We start from the raw sequence: 20,263 nt of genomic DNA, 5'->3' as shown, positions 1-20,263 counted from the left end.
ATAATTAAACTACCTCAACGGTTTTATCAAATACAGATTCGATAACTTTTTCGTGACGTTTCTTGAATCTCACAGAACTACCTGCTGCAGGTGAGCCATAAAACTTTCTACTACAAACTCTGAAGCTTTTTGCCTCCTCAAGATGCAATAGTAAATGTCCATAAGGCCCCATATTTCTAGGTTCTTCCTGTGCCCACACCACATCATCGGCATTCTTATATTTCTCAATAACCTTCTTAATTTGATCTGTTGGCAATGGGAATAGTTGTTCCAGTCTCACCAACGCGACATCATCACGTCCAGATTCTTCCCTGCGCTCCAGCAGGTCATAATAAAATTTCCCGGTACAGAATACAAGAGATTTTACCTTATTTACATCGGCCGCCGTATCATCTAAAAGTGGCTGAAAAGTACCATTAGCAAACTCTTCTTTTGTCGAAACCACTTTCGAATGCCTTAGCAGACTTTTTGGAGTGAAAATAATTAAAGGTTTTCTATAATTCACCTTCATCTGCCTTCTAAGCAGGTGGAACATATTGGCTGGAGTAGTCACATCGGCAACAAACATGTTGTCCTTAGCGCATAACTGCAGGTATCTTTCCATTCTTCCTGAAGAATGTTCTGCTCCCTGGCCTTCATATCCATGTGGCAAGAACATAACCAGTCCATTTTGTAGTTTCCATTTATCTTCGGCAGCAGAAATGTATTGGTCGATCATGATCTGCGCTCCATTGCTGAAGTCTCCAAACTGCGCCTCCCAAATGGTTAAGCAATTAGGGCTCGCCATTGCGTACCCGTAATCGAAGCCTACTACTCCATATTCAGATAACAGAGAGTTATATATTTTTAAATCACAGGAAGAACCTTCCTTGGTATCACAAGTCGCCCCTTTAATTTGATTGAGAAGTATGATTTCCTCCTCACTGTCCTCTACCTTAACTACGGCATGGCGGTGAGAAAAAGTTCCCCGTTCCACATCCTGTCCGCTCATCCTCACATAATATCCTTCTTTAATGAGCGTGCCATACGCAAGTAATTCGGCCATACTCCAGTCAAGACTGTTGTTTTCAAAGAACATGGTGTGACGTAGCTCCACCAGTTTCTTTATTTTTCTAAGGAATTTTTTGTCGGCAGGCAATTGGGAAACTGCATTGGCAACTTCGGTAAGCACTTCCATATCCACGGTTGTGTCAACCTCTTCCATCATACGGGATTCATCTACATGTTCAAATCCTTCCCATTCGTCCTGCATAAATGGAGTAACCCTTGTCTTTTCCTCTTTTCGGGAATCTTCCAGGTTCTCTTCAAGTTTTGCCTTATATTCTTCCTCCAGCTTTTGAACATAGGTATCATCAATGACCCCCTGCGCCTTAAGCTTTTCTGAATAAATATCCCGCGGATTCTGATGACTGGCAATAGCCTTATAAAGTTTAGGCTGAGTAAATCTTGGCTCATCCCCTTCGTTGTGCCCATACTTTCGATACCCTAAAAGGTCAATAAAAACATCCCTTCCAAAGGTCATTCGCCAGTCAAGGGCAAATAGGATAGCATGTACAACCGCCTCGGCGTCATCTGCATTCACATGAAGCACAGGAGACAATGTCACTTTTGCAACATCTGTACAATAGGTCGAGGAACGACCGTCAAGATAATTGGTGGTAAAACCTACCTGGTTGTTTACCACTATATGTATGGTACCGCCGGTGGCGTATCCCTCCAGCTGTGCCATTTGAACTATTTCATAAACAATCCCCTGGCCTGCTATTGCAGCATCACCATGTACAATAATAGGTAGAACAGCATCTGTTTTTTTCTGGTAATGGCGGTCCTGTTTTCCACGGGTGATCCCCTGCACTACGGCTCCTACGGTCTCCAGGTGAGAAGGATTGGGAGCAATATTTATGTTGATCTCCTTCCCGCTGTCGGTTGTTCGGCAGGAAGTCCATCCCAGGTGATATTTCACATCCCCGTCAAAAATGTCCTGCTCGTAATCTTTTCCGTCAAATTCCGTAAAGATATCCTTTGCACTCTTCCCAAAAATATTGGTAAGGGTACTAAGACGTCCCCTATGGGCCATTCCCATAACGAAATCTTTCACGCCAAGATCGGCAGCCTTTTCGATAATAGCATCGAGTGCAGGGATTAAACTTTCTCCTCCTTCCAGAGAAAAACGTTTTTGACCTACATATTTAGTATGAAGAAAGTTCTCGAAAGAAACTGCTTCATTTAACTTCTTTAAAATATGTTTTTTCTGCTCCTTGGTGAACGAAGGCTGATTCTCATTGATATTCAACCTATCCTGAATCCACTTTACCTGTTCAGGCTTTCGAATATACATGTACTCTATCCCTATGGAATCACAATAAACCTTTTCAAGGTGTTTAATGATCTGCCTTAAAGTGGATGGTCCTATCCCTAGAATTTCCCCTGCATTAAAAACCGTTTCCAGATCCCCTTCATCAAGATCAAAATTCTGGATATCAAGAGTGGGACTGTATTTTCTGCGTTCCCTTACGGGATTGGTTTTTGTGAAGAGATGGCCACGGGTACGGTATCCATCGATCAACTTCACCACCCGAAACTCCTTAAGAACCGAATCACTCATTTCTATCGGCTCCCCGTTTTCGGGATGTTCAACAAAGGTTTGGCCATTTCCAGAAGACTCCAGACCAAAATCAAATCCCTGGAAAAAAGCTCTCCAGCTAGGTTCTACACTGTCGGGATATTGTAGATATTGATCATAGAGTTCAGCGAAATAGGCTGTATGTGCGGCATTTAAAAATGAATATTTGTCCATAAGATGAAACTACCTGTTTCTTTTTTGTAAAACGTTACAAAAGTACAATTTTTAAAAAAGAAGCATAGGAGCATTTAATATATTTACCTTTTACCTTTAAAACATTTAACATCATGGCCTCATTTTTAAGCAATAGAACAGGGATTTTAGTTTTAATAATTTTGCTTTATTCCTCTCATTCATATCTAGTTGCACAGGAGAGCGGGGTTTCAAAAAAGGCTTTTTGGGAGGACGTTCGTTTTGGCGGAAGTTTGGGAGTTAATTTTAGTAATGGGTACTTCGGTGGTTTTATAGCCCCAAAGGCCATCTATGATTTTAACCGTTACACATCGGCCGGAGTAGGCCTTACCGGCTCCTATAACAATACTTCCCGTTTCTCTTCATTTACCGTGGGAGCAAGCGCAATTGGTATTCTGCGGCCATTCAACCCTTTGCAGCTTTCCGCAGAATTCGAAGAGCATTACGTCTCACGGGATCTTAAATTTGACGGCGCCAATATCTCCGATGACTACTGGTACCCTGCTCTTTTCCTGGGTCTGGGTTATCTTACCGGCCCAATCACCATAGGGGTGCGATATGATGTATTGTATGATGATGAAAAGAGCATTTACGCTAACGCTTTTATGCCCTTTGTGAGTATTTATTTCTAAACCTGCCTGTTCATCAAACCTTTACCAAAGTTATAAAGCAGCTTTTTTCTGTCTTCTTCTATCTGCAATTCGTCAAGCACAGCAAAGGCTTGTTGTGTGTATTTCTGAATTTCCTTTCGGGTAAGTTCGGCCGCACCACTGCTCTCAAAAAGGCTTTTTACAGTCTCCACTTTTGATGCGGGATCTGGCGGATTTATGGAATACAAATGCTCCAGCTGAATAGCTTCACCGGAAGCCGCCTGCTGTAGGGAAGTGAGGTAAAGAAAGGTCTTTTTGTTTTCAATGATATCGCCGCCCACCTGTTTACCAAAGGAATCCGGGTCTCCAAAAGCATCGAGATAATCATCCTGCAATTGAAAAGCTATTCCCAGCAGGCGCCCAAATTCGTAGATCTTTTTACTATTTTCTTCGGAAGCATTTGCCACAATAGCACCCATTTTCAAAGAAGCTCCTACAAGAACAGCTGTCTTGTATTCTATCATTTTAAGATACTCATCTATTTGTACCTTTTCCAGAACTTCGAAATCCATGTCGTATTGCTGGCCTTCGCAGACCTCAATAGCTGTTTTTGAAAACAACTCAGCAAGTTGTCTGAAGGTTTCTCCGGGGTAATTCTCGAATAACTGATAGGCTTTGATGAGCATAGCGTCGCCGGAAAGTATTCCCGTATTTATATCCCACCGTTCATGTACCGTTTGCTTACCTCTCCTCAAAGGGGCATCATCCATGATATCATCATGTACAAGGGAAAAATTATGAAAAACCTCAATGGCCAGGGCCGCATCAAGAGCTTTTTTATAGTCACTCCCAAAGATCTCGGCCGCCATGAGTACCAGCACAGGCCTTACTCGCTTCCCGCCCAGACTAAGAATATAAACCATAGGATCATACAAATTTGCAGGTTCCTGTTTTATAATTTTCCGGGAAAGGTATTCTTCAAATTCTTCGCGGTACCGGTCTACTGAGAGCATAAAAATTTTTTGCGCTAAAATACCAAAACAGGGAGAAAATCCTCTCTTTTTCGTCACTAAGAAAATCTCGGTGTAAAAACTTAGGAAACTTTAATTGTTTATTTAGTTTCCATTTGTATCTTTGCAGGCTCAAAAAATAAAATCTTGAAAGATCAAATTATAGAAAAAGCCGCCGAAATGTTTCTCACCCTTGGGGTGAAAAGCGTGACTATGGATGAGATAGCGGCAGAAATGGGGATCTCTAAAAAGACTATTTATGCTAACTTTTCAACTAAGTCCAAATTAATTGAAGAAACGGCAATGTATGTCTTTGAACAAATCTCTGAAGGCATACAGACCATAAGAAATGATCGAAAAGATCCTATTGAGGAACTTTTCGAAATAAAAGATTTCGCCTGCCAGAATCTCAAGGACAAAAAATCCTCTCCGCAATATCAACTTCAAAAATATTACCCTAAGATCTATACCACGATACGGGAGAAGCAGAAACATATATTGGAAGAACTCACAAAAGAAAATCTTCATAAAGGAATTCGCGATGGAGTGTACAGAAGTGATATCCCTGTGGCCTTCACAAGCCGCATCTATTTCATGGGAATTGTAGGAATCAAAGACCATGATTTCTTTGATGAAGGGGAATTTCATGTAAACGAATTGACGGAAATGCACCTGGAATATCACCTGCGAGCCATTGTTACCGACAAAGGATTAAAAAAACTGGAAACATATTTAACCACAAGCAGCACAAAATGAAAAAATTGATATTTCTATTCAGCAGTCTGTTCTGTATTAACGCCCTGGCACAGGAACCCGATCCTGAAAAATTGGCTCTGTCACTGGAGGAAGCGATTGCCCTGGGACTTGAAAACAATTATTCCTCTCTAAAATCTGAAAAGGAAGTCGAGAAAACAATATCTCAAAAATGGGAAATAATTTCCCAGGGTTTACCGCAAATCAATGGAAGCGTAGATTACCAAAATTTCCTGAAGCAGCCGGTAACGCTTTTACCTGCAGCTGCTTTTGATAACACGCAGGCTACTATTGACGTAGTTGAGGAATATTTTGAAGGTACTCAAAGAAATGACCAGCCTGTGAATGCTCCCCAGGGTTTTATCCCGGTACGGTTTGGGACCAAACAAAATGTTACTGCAACAGCCACCTGGTCACAACTCATTTTTGACGGCTCCTATATTGTAGGTGTACAATCTGCCCGCACCTTACTACAAATCTCTAAAAATGCCAAAACCAAGACCGACCTCGAGGTAAGAAAGGCAGTAATCAACGCCTACGGCAATGTACTCATGGCGCGGGAAAGCGTGGACATCCTGGAGAAAAACCTTGAAAATGTCACCGGAAACCTTGAGGATACCCAGAAAATTTTTGAAAATGGCCTGGCAGAGGAGGAAGATGTAGAGCAGCTAAAGATCACCCGCCTTAGCCTTGAGAACAACCTCAACCGCAGCAGGCGTATGCTGGAGATCTCTTACCAGTTGCTCAATATGGCTATGGGAATCCCTGTTGACCGGCCTGTGATCCCTACAGATGATCTCAACACCCTTGCGCTACAATTTTATGATCTTCAACTACTACAGGAAAGCATACCAGTTGAGGAAAATATAGATGTGCGAATAGCTCAAAATTCTGCTGAAGCTGCAAGGATCTTTGTGCGGCTTGAAAAGGCAAAGGCCTTACCTCAACTAACCGGCTTTTTAAACTACGGGACTTCAGGCTACAGTGACTCTTTCACATTTCTTAATGATGACCAGGAGTATTACCAGCAGTCTATCCTGGGCGTAACTTTAAATGTGCCAATCTTTAGCAGCGGAATGAGGAATGCGCGTACTAAACAAAAACAGCTCGAATACGAGCAGGCTCTGCTTGACCTCGAGGAAACCACAAACAGGATCTCCCTTGAAATAGATGCAGCAAAAGCCGACTACAGGTTTAGCCTTGAAAATTTTGAAGCTCAGCAGGAAAGTCTGGCGTTAGCAGAGAGAATCGAAAACAAGAACCAGATCAAATTCTTTGAAGGGCTTGCCAGCAGCTTTGAACTTAGCGAGGCACAAAGACAACTTTATAGCGCCCAGCAAAACCTGTTGCAGGCTATGCTGGAGGTGATAAATAATAAAGTAGAACTTGAAAACGTGCTAAGCACAAAAACTTATTCTGAAGAAGACTAATCAAAATACGAATCACTGAAAAATGAAAAAATTAAGCCTAATTATAGTAAGTCTCCTCATTCTTGTTTCCTGCGGAAAAAATGATTCTGTTGAGAAGGTTATAGAATCAGGAGACCTGAGCGAAATACGAGCCAAAAAAGCCAACTTAAGTGCTCAGCAAAGTGAATTGTCTTCTCAAATTGCTCAACTGGATGCAGCTATTGAAAAATTAGACTCTAACAATGACTTCACCCTCGTGAGTGTAAGAAAGATAACAGATTCTCTTTTTAAACATTATGTTGAATTGCCGGGGGATGTTGAAACCAAACAGAATATCACCATTTATCCTGAATATTCTGGCATTCTCATTACTGTGAATGTAGATGAAGGAGACAGGGTTCAAAAAGGGCAAATTCTGGCAAGAATTGACGAAGGCGGATTAGGAAGTCAGCTGGCGCAAATGGAAGCTCAGGAAACCCTGGCCAAAACTACTTTTGAAAGGCAGCAGAGACTTTGGGAACAAAACATTGGCAGCGAGATCCAGTATCTTGAAGCCAGGACCAATTATGAAGCAATTCAAAATTCGGTTAACCAAATGCGATCTCAATTAGCAAAAACTGTTGTAAAAGCTCCTTTTAGTGGGGTGATCGACGAGATCTTTACCGAGCAGGGAGAAGTTGTAGTTCCCGGTCAAAGTAGATTGTTCAGGTTGATCAATCTTTCCAATATGTATATCACTGCGGCAGTACCGGAGTCATACCTGGGTAAAATTGAAGTAGGAACAGAAGTAATGGTTGAAATAGCCGCCACGGGAACTTCCTTTACCAGTACTGTTAAACAGGTGGGGAATTTTGTAAACCCGAACAACCGTACTTTCGAGATCCAGGTAGCTGTACCTCAAAATACAGAACAGATCAAACCAAATCTTATTGCAACAGTAAGCATAAACGACTACACTTCAGAAAATGCAATTATCATTCCCGAGAACGTGATCCAGAAGAATTCTGCCGGAGAAAATGTGGCGTATGTAGTTAAGAAAGAAACCGACAGCACAGGCGTAGCCGAGCGAAGAATTCTGGAGACAGGGCTTATTTACGACAGTGCTGTGGAAGTGCTTTCAGGCCTGCAACCGGGCGACCTGCTTATCACCAGTGGGGCACGAAGCATTCAGGAAGGAGAACAGGTAGAGATGGATAACCGAAACGCAACGAACTAAAATGAAATTAGATAAAGATTTTAAACTTTCTTCCTGGGCTATTGATAACCGCATGACGGTGTACGTCATCATTGCCATCATCTTCATTGGTGGATTGATGTCTTACTACAGCATGCCACGGGAATCATTTCCGGAAGTAATTGAGACTAAAATATATGTGAGTTCCGTCAATCCCGGGAACTCTGCCGAAGATGTTGAAAAGTTCATCACCGAACCGCTCGAAGAGGAATTCAACAACATTGCCGGGGTACAGGATATTTCTTCCACTACCCTTCAGGATTACTCGCTTGTCATCGTAGAATTTGATGAAGATATTACGATCGATGCGGCTAAGCAAAAAGTAAAAGACAAGGTGGATCAGCAAAAAGCTGCAACCACCTGGCCCACTCTGGATAATGGTGCCAAGGTAGAACCCAATGTGTTCGACCTCAATATTTCAGAAGAAATGCCTATCCTCAACGTAAACCTCACAGGGGATTATCCTGTGCAAAAATTGAAGGAATACGCCGAATATTTGCAGGACAGGATCGAACTGCTTCCGCAGATAAAAGAGGCATCTGTAAGGGGAGCCGAGGAAAAAGAGGTAGAGATCGCGGTAGACATCTATAAAATGACCGCTTCTAAAGTGAGTTTCCAGGACATCATTAGTGCAGTGAGTATGGAAAACCAAACCATTTCTGGAGGGAATGTGATCACCGGAGGTATTCAGAAGAACATACGTATCCTGGGAGAGGTTACAAACCCCGACCAGTTAAAAAATGTTATTGTAAAAAGAGAAGATGGAAATGTCTTTTTAAGAGACATTGCCGAAATAAGATTCCAGGAGCAGGAACCTACCACCTTTGCCCGTGAATATGGAGAACCTGTAGTGATGCTTGATATCAAAAAGCGCGGCGGGAAGAACATGATCGAAGCGATAAGTGACATCAAGGAAATTGTGAAGACAGAACAGGAGAATTATCTTCCCGACGATCTTCAAATAAGTTTCTCTAATGACCAGTCTACCACTACAGAGAATATGGTGGACGACCTTGTGAACAACATTATTTTCGGGGTAATCCTGGTTGTGGTGGTATTGATGTTCTTTTTGGGCTTCAGGAATGCGCTTTTTGTGGGGTTTGCCATTCCCTTATCTATGTTCCTATCATTCATAATCCTTTCAAGTATAGGTTTCACCCTTAACACCATGGTATTATTTGCACTGGTAATGGGGCTGGGAATGCTGGTAGATAACGGGATTGTTGTTGTAGAGAACGTGTACAGTCTTATGGACCAGGGAGTACCCAGGGTAAAAGCGGCAAAACAGGGAGTTGGTGAGATCGCCTGGCCTATTATCGCTTCTACCGCCACTACTTTAGCAGCCTTTTTCCCGCTTGGCCTATGGCCGGGAACCATTGGGAAGTTCATGATTTACTTTCCCATTACCCTCTCTATAGTACTTGGTTCCTCCCTCTTTGTCGCATTGATCATTAACTCAATGCTCACCTCGGAATACATGAAGACTGAAGAAAAGGAACTAACAAAGAAAAAGCTGATTCGTATAAGTGCAATTTTTGCGGGAATCGGAGTAATTCTATTAGTCGCCGGTTTTTTACTGGATATGGGTGCACTGCGAGCGATTGGAAACCTTTCTTTACTTGCAGCCATCCTGCTGTGGGCTTATAAATATTTCCTTAGTAAGTGGGTGGATTTCTTCCAGTACAGGGCATTAAAAAAACTGGAGAAAAAATATGAATCCACACTTCGCTTTTCTCTCCGCGGAAAAAACTCTTATCTGGTTTTCTTCGGAACTGTGGCAATGTTGATCCTCTCCTTTATCCTGGTAGGGATTGTACAGCCAAAAGTTCTTTTCTTTCCTGAAAATGAACCGAACCAAATCATTACATACATAGAGTTACCCGAAGGTACAGACATTCGTAAGACCAATGAGATCACCAAACGGGTAGAACAGCAGGTGTATGAGGTGATCGAAAAATATGAAGATGAAGACGGGTACAACTTCATGGTGGAATCTGCCATCTCGCAGGTAGGCCAGGGTGCCGGAAATCCCCAGACAGATGGCGGCCAGCAAAACGATATGCCGCACAAGGGAAAGGTTACCCTTACAATGCGTGAGTTCAAAGACCGGCGCGGAGTGAGAAGTAGCCATGTTCTTTCTGAAGTTAGAGAGGCAGTACAGGGTTTCCCTGGAGCTTCAATTATTGTGGAAAAGGATGCTGCAGGACCGCCTGTTGGATATCCTATCAATATGGAATTGAAAGGAGAGGATTACGAACAGATGTTGATCACCGCCGAGAACCTGCAGGAGCACATCCAGAATATGAATATTCCGGGGATCGAGGAATTGCAGATTGATGTCAATAAATCAAAACCTGAACTTAATGTCACTGTCGATCGTGTAAAAGCAGGACAACTTGGGGTATCTACTGGAGCAGTAGGCCAAACTCTGCGTAGGGCGATCTATGGGGAAGAGATCTCTACCTTTAAAGAAGGTGATGAAGATTATCCTATCAACGTAAGGTTTAATGAAGACTTCAGGTACAATGAAAATGCATTGTTCAATCAGCCTATTACCTTTAAAGATCAAAACACAGGGAACATTGTCCAGGTACCAATATCATCTGTTACAAAAACAGAGCTCACTTCGGCTTTTAGTTCCATAAAGCGAAAAGACCTGAAAAGGGTAATAACAATTTATTCTAACGTACTGGAAGGCTATAATGGGAACGCGATTGTTGAGCAACTTCAAACAGAACTTGCTTCCTATGATTTGCCACAGGATATTTCCCTGGAGTTCACGGGGGAACAGGAAAAACAACAGGAGAATATGTCCTTCCTGTTAAAGGCTTTATTGATTGGTCTGGGAGGAATACTCCTTATTTTGGTGGCTCAGTTTAACTCGATCCCGAAACCTTTGATCATTCTTATGGCTGTGTTTTTATCACTGGCAGGGGTTTTCCTTGGACTGGTGGTTTTCCAGATGGACTTTATTATAATCATGACCATGATGGGAATAATTTCCCTGGCGGGAATTGTTGTGAATAATGCCATTGTATTGGTAGATTATACCCAGATCCTTATCGACCGCAAAAAAGACAGCCTGGGACTTGAGGACAGCGAACTCCTGACAAAAGGCCAGTATTTTGAAATGATCGTAGAAGGAGGTAAGTCAAGATTGCGGCCCGTCCTATTAACTGCCATTACGACAGTATTAGGTTTGATTCCTTTGGCTATAGGCCTCAACATTGACTTTTTCTCACTTTTTACAGATTACGATCCACAAATTTATATTGGAGGGGATAACGTTATATTCTGGGGGCCGCTGGCCTGGACCGTAATCTTCGGGCTCATCTTCGCAACCTTCTTAACCCTTGTTGTAGTGCCGGCTATGATGTACCTGGTGAACCGGGGACGGGTAAAAATGAGAAACAGGAGAGAACAAAGACTTGCCTAAAATGGCATTTTTAACACCTGTTATTAAGAAACCTTCGGAATTATCCGGAGGTTTTCTTTTTAATTCCCCACTATGGCAAAGTGTTTGGACTATACGGGGCAGGAAAGTTTAATATTAATTAAAATTCAACGAATGAACACTCAGTTAACCATTGATGAACGAAACAAAGTATTGCTCTCAATGGCAAATCTTGTGGAAAAGGAAAAAGATAATATTTTAAAAGCAAATAAGATCGACCTCGATAGTTATTCGGGTGATGATCTGGCCATGGAAGACCGACTAAAAGTGGATGATTCCAAAATTGAAGGAATGGTTCACTCATTAAAACATTTAGCTTCCCAGGAGGATCCTGTGGGAGTGGAAAGATTCAGCTTTAAGCACGATAACGGTATGCAGGTCTATAATAGAACTGCATCTTTTGGGACAGTAATGATCATATATGAATCCCGTCCCGATGTAACCGTTGAAGCCGCAGGGATTGCCTTTAAATCGGGTAATAAAATCCTTCTAAAAGGTGGAAAAGAGTCTCTTAATTCAAATCTGGAGATTGTAAAGCTTTGGCATAAAGCCCTTGAGGACAATAACATTTCTACAAACTGGGTTGAATACCTTCAGTTTGACAGAAAGCAAACTCAGGAATTTCTTGCAAACCCAGATCAACAAGTGGACCTTGTAGTTCCAAGAGGCGGGGAGCGCTTGATTAAATTCGTTAAAGAAAATTCTTCGGCACAAGTGATCGTAAGTGGCCGCGGAAACAATTTTGTCTTCGTAGAAAAAAATGCAGATACAGATATCGCCCTTGACGTGATCCTTAACGGAAAAACCGGGAAGATCTCTGCCTGTAATGCAGTAGACAAGGTTCTTATAGATTCGGCACTTCCGAACAAAGAAGAATTTTTGAAACAACTTCAAAAATCCCTTGCAGACAATAATGTAGAGATCATTGCCGACAAATCCCTTGAGAACATTGAAGGTAGCAGGCCAATCGAAAGTGAAGATGAATGGTATGAAGAATTTCTGGATTACAAGGCGCTTATCGGGGAGGTAGATTCTACAACCGAAGCAATTGCGAAGATCAACAAATATTCAGGAGGTCATTCGGCTTCAATTATTTCACGTGATGATAAAACAGCACAAAACTTCATGGAAAATGTGGATAATGCAGCTGTATATCACAATGCTTCAACCCGGTTTACAGATGGCGGGCAATTAGGACTTGGTGGAGAGCTTGCCATTAGTACAGATAAATTGCACCAGCGTGGACCCATTGGTCTACAGCATTTAGTAACCAATAAATGGTATATACACGGAAATGGACAAACTAGATAAAATTTTAGAACAGAATAATATAGAAATGGAAACTCCAAAGAAGAAAAAAAGGATTCTCTTAAAATTAGGTTCTAATACCCTAACTAAGGAAACTGACTATATCTCAAGAGGTAAGATCGAAGATATAGGTCGACAAATTGCGACTCTTAAAGATGATTATGAATTTGTGATCATTAGTTCGGGAGCTGTGGCTGTGGCAAAGCAGTTTGTGAACCTGGAGCGCAGTGGGGAAAATATTGATGTAAAGCAGGCCCTTGCCTCTATTGGCCAGCCACACCTTATGCGAATATTCCAGGAAAGCTTCCGGGAACTTGGGTTGTTGATTGGGCAATGTTTGCTATCTCCAAACGACTTCAGCAATGAAGAGTCAAGACAGAATATCATTAACACTGTGAACGTATTGGTAGAGAATGATTACATTCCTATCATTAATGAGAATGATACTTCTTCTACAGATGCGATCAAATTTGGTGATAATGATAACCTGGCGGCGCAAACCGCAGCTTTACTGAATGTAGACCTTTTTATCATCGCCACCAACACTCATGGTGTTTATAAAAAAGGTACTATAGAAGCCAAAACCCCCGAAACCATTCGCAATGTGAATGATCTTGAAGCCCTTAAAAAAGAGGTGATGAGTGAAACAAAATCCACTCATGGAACCGGCGGAATGGAGTCAAAAGTTTCAGCTGCCGAGATCACCCAAAAAGCGAAGATCGAAACCTGGATTGTTAATGGCCTCGATGATAATTTTATCCTGAACTCCATAAACGACAAGGTACATTTTACCAAGATTGGTCATTAAGACCTAATTCGAAAGATTTATACAAAAAGGGCTGTACAGAAATGTGCAGCCTTTTCTAATTAAAATAGCCAATTGCAATGCCCAAATTCCAATAAGTGACCAGACCTGCCAAAGTTTTCAATATCGGATGACCAGAATATAATTCCTACCTGAATCTCCCTCGCTTGGAACTTTGGCAGGTCTCCCCTCCCAGAGAATTCGTACCAAATTGAAATTCTGCTCCTGTCCCGCAGGGACAACATATAGGTAGCACAAGAATCACCCGCGGATCAAATGTCCCGTAGGGAAAACATATGGGTAAACCCTTAGATGGCTGTAGATGTTTTACACGGCACGGATCACAAATACGCGCCAACAAATGCAGAAAACGGAAATATCTTGCATAAAAGCTCACGAAGGCGAATAATTAAGAGCACAGAATATAAAATCTGGACCTGTCCCGAAGGGACAACATATAGGTAGCACAAGAATCACCCGCGGATCAAATGTCCCGTAAGGACAACATATAGGTCAACCCTTAGATGGCTGTAGATGTTTACACGGCACGGATTACAAATCCGCGCCAACAGGATTCTAATTAAATTTCATAATTTCAAGCTCCAAATTTCAATTGCGAAAAAATTCTGAGCTGCCAAAGTTTTCATATCAAAAGATCAGGTAATGATTATAGATCCAATTTTCTTGAAATAAAACTTTGGCAGGTCTCTACTTCAAAAAGATTATCCGTGCATCAGTGGCAAAGGATTTACAATATTGACGAAACAAAATCATTCGTGTATTCGTGGCAAAAATGTTTTGTCAAATACCTCCCAAAAATGTCATTTTTGACATCTGTTCTCAAATGAAATTCATTTTTATAGATTAACTTTTTTCAATCTCTCTTCTATCCCGTCAGTTCTTCTTATTTTTGCCCCTTCAAAAAAGATCAATTTATGTACAGAAGCCATACCTGCGGGGAATTAAGATTAGAAGACAAAGGAAAAGAAGTAACACTTTCCGGATGGGTGCAAAAGATAAGGGATAAAGGCTTCATGGTATGGGTTGATCTTCGCGACCGCTATGGACTTACGCAGCTTATCTTTGACGAAGAGCGTACTTCCAACGAAATGATCAAAATGGCTTCCCAGCTGGGCCGGGAATTTGTTATTCAGGTTTCGGGAGAAGTGATCGAGCGGGTTTCAAAAAATCCCAACATGCCTACCGGGGATGTGGAGATCCTGGTTTCAGAATTAAAGATTCTTAACTCAGCACAACTTCCACCTTTTACAATAGAAGATGAAACCGATGGTGGCGAAGACCTGCGCATGAAATACCGTTACCTTGATATTCGCCGCAATCCTGTGAAGAACAAATTGATCTTCCGAAGTAAAGTGGCTATGGAGGTACGCAAATTCCTTTCAGAAAAGGGATTTATAGAGGTGGAAACACCTGTCCTGATCAAATCCACACCCGAAGGTGCACGTGATTTCGTGGTACCCAGCCGAATGAACGAAGGCCAATTTTATGCCTTACCTCAATCCCCCCAAACCTTTAAGCAGCTGCTTATGGTTGGCGGAATGGATAAGTATTTCCAGATCGTAAAATGTTTTAGGGATGAAGACCTGCGCGCCGACCGGCAGCCGGAATTCACCCAGATCGACTGTGAAATGGCATTTGTGGAACAGGAAGATATCCTCAATACTTTTGAAGATTTCACCCGCCACCTCATCAAGGCCATAAAAGGCGTAGATGTAACCGAATTTCCTCGTATGACCTATGATGAGGCCATGAAGAAATACGGAAATGATAAGCCGGACATCCGCTTTGGAATAGAGTTCGGGGAATTGAATGATTTGGCCAAAAATAAAGGTTTCAATGTATTCGATCAGCAGGAACTGGTAGTGGGAATTGCTGTTCCCGGGGCTGCATCTTTTACAAGAAAAGAAATAGATAAACTTATTGACTGGGTAAAACGCCCTCAAATTGGTGCTAACGGACTAGTTTGGGCAAAGTACAATGAGGACGGAACCCTGAAATCTTCGGTAGATAAATTCTATTCTGAAGAAGATCTTAAATCCTGGGCTGAAAGAACAGGCGCCAAAGCTGGAGACCTTATCCTGGTAATGGCAGGTGATGCCAATAAATCCAGAACTCAGTTAAGTGCTTTGCGCATGCACCTTGGTAATGAACTGGGGCTTCGAAAAGCTGATGAATTCGCGCCACTATGGGTAGTAGATTTTCCCCTTTTAGAGTGGGATGAAGAGACCGGCCGCTATCATGCAATGCACCACCCCTTCACCTCTCCAAAGCCAGAAGATATTAAACTTTTGGACACAGACCCGGGTAATGTTCGCGCCAACGCTTATGACCTGGTGTTGAATGGAAACGAAATTGGAGGAGGATCAATAAGGATCCACGACAAGAATACGCAGGCAATGATGTTCGACCATTTGGGATTCACTCCCGAAGAAGCTAAGGCCCAGTTCGGGTTCTTAATGGATGCTTTTCAATATGGAGCCCCTCCGCATGGAGGAATAGCTTTTGGATTTGACAGGCTTGTAGCTATCCTCGGCGGTCAGGAAACCATTAGAGACTACATCGCATTCCCAAAAAATAACTCCGGAAGAGATGTAATGATCGATGCTCCCGCACGAATTAATGAGGAACAGCTTAAAGAGTTAAATTTGAAGGTTACAAATTAACCTTTAATATACCTGAAAATACTTTCTGTACTAACAGGTGATTTTCGGCATTTTTAATATGAACGCAAAAAGCAGGAATCCCTTATTCAAAAGATTTTTGATCTGGAGAACCAAAAATCTTTCTTTGCAGCAGTTTGTGATGATACTGGCGGCGCTCATAGGTTTTACCTCGGGTCTTGCGGCTGTGTTAATTAAGAACTTAACACATTTTATACAGCGTTTGCTTGAGGGGGAATTAATTGTAAATTATCACCATGCCTTCTACTTCATATTCCCAATTGTAGGCCTTGCCATTACAATTCTTATTGTGAGATATGGGATTAGACATCCCATTGGACACGGTATACCATCCACCCTTTATGCAATCTCCAAAAAAAAGGGTCTAATGAGGCCTGTACAAATGTACGCTTCATTGATCACCGCACCTATAACGGTAGGTTTTGGTGGATCTGTGGGACTGGAAGGACCTACCGTGGCAACAGGCGCCTCCCTGGGATCTAATATTTCGCGGGTTTTCAATATGAATCAGGCCACGCGAACCTTATTAATAGGTTGTGCGGCGGCCGGAGCCATGTCAAGTATTTTTAAAGCTCCTATTGCAGCTATTATTTTTGCAATTGAAGTTTTCAGTCTTGACCTCACCCTGGCCTCGTTGTTACCCTTGCTGTTGGCGTCGGTTTCGGCTATCCTTACCTCCTATTTTTTCTTTGGTTCAGATATTATTCTGCCTTTCAGTCTTAAAGACAGTTTCGAGATTGCCGATGTTCCTTATTATATTCTTTTAGGTGTTTTAGCAGGGCTTTGTTCTATTTACTTCACCAAAACCTATTTCTGGATCAACAAGTTATTCAAAAGAATAGATTCTTCATTTCACCGCTTACTTATTGGAGGATCGGCACTGGGAGTTCTCCTTTTTTTTATTCCTCCTCTCTATGGAGAAGGCTATAACGTAATAAACAATTTGCTCCAGGAGGATTATCTTGAGGCTTTGGGAAGCAGCTTATTCAACGAATATCTTGATAATTTTTGGGTGATAATTGTTCTTTTGGCGGGACTTGTCATCTTTAAGATTGTCGCCACCTCCCTGACGTTTAATGCCGGCGGAATCGGAGGAATATTTGCTCCCGTGCTGTTCATGGGAAGCACAATGGGACACGGTTTTGCCTTGTTTTTAAACCACTTGAATTTCCTGAAGACCCCCCTCTCGGTTAGTAATTTTACACTGGTGGGAATGGCAGGTTTAATGGCCGGGGTATTACAGGCCCCTCTAACGGCGATCTTTCTTATTGCAGAACTTACTCATGGATACGAACTCTTTGTACCACTTATGATCACTGCAGCCATTTCATTCTTAATCACTACCAGATTCCTCCCACATTCGGTATACACCATGGAGTTGGCTTTACGTGGCGAATTGATCACTCATAATAAGGATCAGGCCGTTCTTACGCTTATGAATATTCATCAGGTCATTGAGAAAAATTTTGTTCCTTTAAAAATTGGAATGACCCTTGGAGAAATTATAAAGGAAGGAGTTGTAAAATCCTCCCGAAATATATTTCCTGTAGTAGATGGTGATAATAACTTTATGGGAATTCTTCTTCTGGACGACATAAGGCCGATCATGTTTGATAAAAAACTTTACGACAGCGTAAAAATAGAGGAGCTCATGCAAACAGCTCCCGATACCATTGATGAGGAAAAAGACAGCCCGAAAACAATAATGAAAAAATTTCAGGAAAGTGATGCCTGGAACCTTCCTGTAGTTAGAAAGAATAAGTATCTTGGATTTGTGTCCAAATCAAAACTTCTTACTGCTTACAGGAAGAAATTAATAGAAGTAACTGTATGAGAACTTTAGGAATACTTACCCAGATTGTAGCCGTTTTAATTGGAATATCCTTCCTTGTGGGATTTTATGTAATGCAAGTGGAGAATGACCAGGCTTTAGGAAACAGAATCATTGGCCTCACAGTACTTGCCAGTGTATTTATCCTTTTGCCTATGTTTTTGGTACTTCGCTGGAGGGGAAAAAAATTGAAAGACTACACTCTTTCCGATGAAAACTTAAAAAAAATGAAAGACAGAAAAGAGAGGTAACTGCCACATTTTAAAATTTTTAGAAATAAATAACAATTTGATTACCCCCTGTTTCAATTATTAGATTATGTTTGTACTTTATTAATTATTATTTTTTTTTAAAATGGAAGGTACAGTTAAATTTTTCAATGAATCAAAAGGTTACGGATTCATCACGAACGACGACACAGGAAGAGACATCTTTGTTCACGTTACCGGACTTAATGGAGAAACTCTTAATGAAGGAGACAAAGTTGAGTACGAGGAAGAAGAAGGAAGAAAAGGATTGACCGCAACAAGAGTGCGCGTGATCAACTAATCATATTAGTTTTTACTCAATCAAAAAGTCCTGCACGGTGTGCAGGACTTTTTTTGTTTTATACATGATGTACTTCCTTGATACCCTCCAGCATTCCTGAAGTCATTTTCTCCAGGTCAAATTCATGTTTCCAGCCCCAGTCTTCCCGGGCCCTGGAGTCATCTATGCTTGATGGCCAGGAATCGGCTATAGCCTGCCGGAAATCCGGATCATAAGAGATCTCAAATTCTGGTATGTGCTTTTGAATAGCCTCTGCAAGCGTTTTTGGAGTAAAATTTAAGGCGGAAAGATTATACGAAGAACGAATCTTCACTTTGTCTGAAGGAGCATCCATAAGGGATATCGTAGCTCTTATGGCATCATCCATGAACATCATAGGTAGTTCGGTATCCTCCTTTAGAAATGAAGTGTATTTGCCATTTTTCAAAGCTTCATGATAGATCTCCACTGCATAATCTGTTGTACCACCACCCGGCAGTGTCTTATAACTTATTAGTCCCGGATATCGAATACTGCGCACATCCACACCATATTTTTTATGGTAATATTCACACCAGCGTTCTCCTGCCTGCTTGCTTATACCGTACACTGTTGAAGGCTCCATAATAGTAGTTTGCGGCGTGTCATGTTTAGGAGTGGTGGGTCCAAAAACGGCAATACTGGAGGGCCAGAAAACTTTGTTCACTTTTCCCTCTTTTGCAAGGTTAAGAACGTGGAACAGGGAATCCATGTTTAAAGCCCAGCCCTTCATTGGAAACTTCTCGGCTGTTGCACTAAGCATAGCTGCCATAAGATAGACCTCATCGATTTCATACTGTATTACCAGGTCCTCGATCTGGTGGTAATTGGTAGCATCGGCAATCTCAAAAGGGCCGGAAGCCATCAGTTCTTTGTTTCCCTCACGAATGTCGCAGGCGATGACGTTCTCATTCCCACGTTTTGCCCGAAGGGCCATAGTAAGTTCGGTTCCTATTTGTCCGCATGCACCAATTATCAATATCTTTGAAGCCATAAAATTTTTGTTTGCTAAGTAAACAAAGATATTGAATTCAGGAAAGATGAAGAATTCTGCAGTCTTAAAACATATATCAATTTGTACAAAAGCGACCCTAAAAATTGCTTTTAAAATGTACCTTTAAAAAATGAGGAAATTTCTTTTGCTATTTACGTTGATCGCCCTTTTCTCCTGTGCCGAAAAGCAGGAGGCAAAGGTTTCTGAAGTGCAGTCTGAAAGAAAATTTTCCGAGCGGTTGGAACATAATAGTACCCGAACCGTAAACCTGTTGCCCGAGGCAAGACAGGTGGCAGGAGAATGGCTGGCATATGCAACTGCTCAAAATGAAATTCAAAACCTGGAGAACAGTACCGGTATGGATATTATGGATGCCTCTAATAATCTGGTACAGATCATGGAAAATCTGAACACCTCCATTCCCGATACGCTGCGCAGTACAGCCGTGGAGGCACGCACCAATGTACTTTATACCAAGGCGCAGGTATTGCACCAACTTTCCACCAAAAAACAGAAGAACCCCGATGAGATCTTTGATGTTGCCGGAGATCTTGTTGTAGAATTTGACAATTTTAAACTGCAACTCAACGAACTCTTCCTGAAGACTCCCGAGAATTTTGAGACCGAACTCGACCAGGAGTTCGAAGAATCCATGGAACCCGACAGCACAGGGACTGTTCCACTTTTCAGATAAATTACTATTGAACCTCTTTGGGAGGTATCGGGTTTACATCAAAATTTCCATATTCCCGGCAAGCCATAAAAGAAGTTGTTATCTTGTGATAAAGAGA

15 protein-coding genes are annotated in these 20,263 nt (G+C 41.8%); 12 read left to right on the top strand and 3 right to left on the bottom strand.

Features of this window, described 5'->3' with window-relative positions; translation table 11 throughout:
• Positions 1-4: 4 nt before the first annotated feature.
• Complete coding sequence (locus tag LA313_RS07820; protein WP_228914122.1) at positions 5-2,797, bottom strand: 2-oxoglutarate dehydrogenase E1 component; 2,793 nt, start codon at positions 2,795-2,797, stop codon at positions 5-7.
• Positions 2,798-2,910: 113 nt separating this feature from the next.
• Between LA313_RS07820 and LA313_RS07815 the strand changes: the two genes are divergently transcribed.
• Complete coding sequence (locus LA313_RS07815; RefSeq protein WP_228914121.1) at positions 2,911-3,447, top strand: alpha-ketoglutarate decarboxylase; 537 nt, start codon at positions 2,911-2,913, stop codon at positions 3,445-3,447.
• Here the strand turns inward: LA313_RS07815 and LA313_RS07810 are convergent.
• Positions 3,444-4,418: a polyprenyl synthetase family protein gene (locus tag LA313_RS07810; protein WP_228914120.1), complete on the bottom strand. Its 975-nt coding sequence runs from the start codon at positions 4,416-4,418 to the stop codon at positions 3,444-3,446. The two genes, LA313_RS07815 and LA313_RS07810, sit on opposite strands and share 4 nt — an antisense overlap.
• Positions 4,419-4,562: 144 nt before the next feature.
• On the opposite strand from LA313_RS07810, the gene LA313_RS07805 reads away from it, so the two are divergent.
• The 10 genes from LA313_RS07805 to LA313_RS07760 all read left to right on the top strand — a co-directional run bounded on the left by LA313_RS07805 (position 4,563) and on the right by LA313_RS07760 (position 18,460).
• The gene (locus tag LA313_RS07805) at positions 4,563-5,171 is read left to right on the top strand and encodes a TetR/AcrR family transcriptional regulator (RefSeq protein WP_228914119.1); all 609 of its coding nucleotides are present in this window, start codon (positions 4,563-4,565) and stop codon (positions 5,169-5,171) included.
• Positions 5,168-6,598 (top strand): TolC family protein, encoded by a 1,431-nt coding sequence (locus LA313_RS07800; protein ID WP_228914118.1) that lies wholly within the window; start codon positions 5,168-5,170, stop codon positions 6,596-6,598. The genes LA313_RS07805 and LA313_RS07800 overlap by 4 nt, the downstream gene beginning before the upstream one ends.
• A 22-nt stretch (positions 6,599-6,620) precedes the next feature.
• Entirely contained in the window at positions 6,621-7,793 is a 1,173-nt protein-coding gene (locus tag LA313_RS07795) for an efflux RND transporter periplasmic adaptor subunit (RefSeq protein WP_228914117.1), read from the top strand.
• Between the two features lies 1 nt (position 7,794).
• The gene (locus LA313_RS07790; protein ID WP_228914116.1) at positions 7,795-11,247 is read left to right on the top strand and encodes an efflux RND transporter permease subunit; all 3,453 of its coding nucleotides are present in this window, start codon (positions 7,795-7,797) and stop codon (positions 11,245-11,247) included.
• A 132-nt stretch (positions 11,248-11,379) separates the two neighbouring features.
• Positions 11,380-12,576, top strand: coding sequence for a glutamate-5-semialdehyde dehydrogenase (locus tag LA313_RS07785; RefSeq protein WP_228914115.1), 1,197 nt, complete (start codon positions 11,380-11,382; stop codon positions 12,574-12,576).
• On the top strand, positions 12,560-13,381 hold the full coding sequence (gene proB / locus LA313_RS07780; RefSeq protein WP_228914114.1) for a glutamate 5-kinase: 822 nt from the start codon (positions 12,560-12,562) through the stop codon (positions 13,379-13,381). Before LA313_RS07785 ends, proB begins: the two co-directional genes overlap by 17 nt.
• A 932-nt stretch (positions 13,382-14,313) precedes the next feature.
• On the top strand, positions 14,314-16,062 hold the full coding sequence (gene aspS / locus LA313_RS07775) for an aspartate--tRNA ligase (protein WP_228914113.1): 1,749 nt from the start codon (positions 14,314-14,316) through the stop codon (positions 16,060-16,062).
• Positions 16,063-16,120: 58 nt separating this feature from the next.
• Positions 16,121-17,914, top strand: coding sequence for a chloride channel protein (locus LA313_RS07770; protein ID WP_228914112.1), 1,794 nt, complete (start codon positions 16,121-16,123; stop codon positions 17,912-17,914).
• Positions 17,911-18,162, top strand: coding sequence for a hypothetical protein (locus tag LA313_RS07765; protein WP_228914111.1), 252 nt, complete (start codon positions 17,911-17,913; stop codon positions 18,160-18,162). The genes LA313_RS07770 and LA313_RS07765 overlap by 4 nt, the downstream gene beginning before the upstream one ends.
• 103 nt (positions 18,163-18,265) lie before the next feature.
• A complete protein-coding gene (locus tag LA313_RS07760) occupies positions 18,266-18,460 on the top strand; it encodes a cold-shock protein (RefSeq protein WP_228914110.1) in 195 nt (64 codons plus the stop codon).
• A gap of 58 nt (positions 18,461-18,518) precedes the next feature.
• Here LA313_RS07760 and LA313_RS07755 read toward each other — a convergent pair whose 3' ends face one another.
• Positions 18,519-19,472, bottom strand: a complete 954-nt coding sequence (locus tag LA313_RS07755; protein WP_228914109.1) for an NAD-dependent epimerase/dehydratase family protein — start codon at positions 19,470-19,472, stop codon at positions 18,519-18,521.
• A 130-nt stretch (positions 19,473-19,602) separates the two neighbouring features.
• Between LA313_RS07755 and LA313_RS07750 the strand changes: the two genes are divergently transcribed.
• A complete protein-coding gene (locus tag LA313_RS07750) occupies positions 19,603-20,166 on the top strand; it encodes a hypothetical protein (protein ID WP_228914108.1) in 564 nt (187 codons plus the stop codon).
• The last annotated feature ends 97 nt before the right edge of the window (positions 20,167-20,263 follow it).

Origin of the sequence: Salinimicrobium sediminilitoris, from assembly GCF_020866905.1 — a bacterium.
Lineage (GTDB): Bacteria > Bacteroidota > Bacteroidia > Flavobacteriales > Flavobacteriaceae > Salinimicrobium > Salinimicrobium sediminilitoris.
This window is presented reverse-complemented; position numbering and strand designations above follow the sequence as displayed.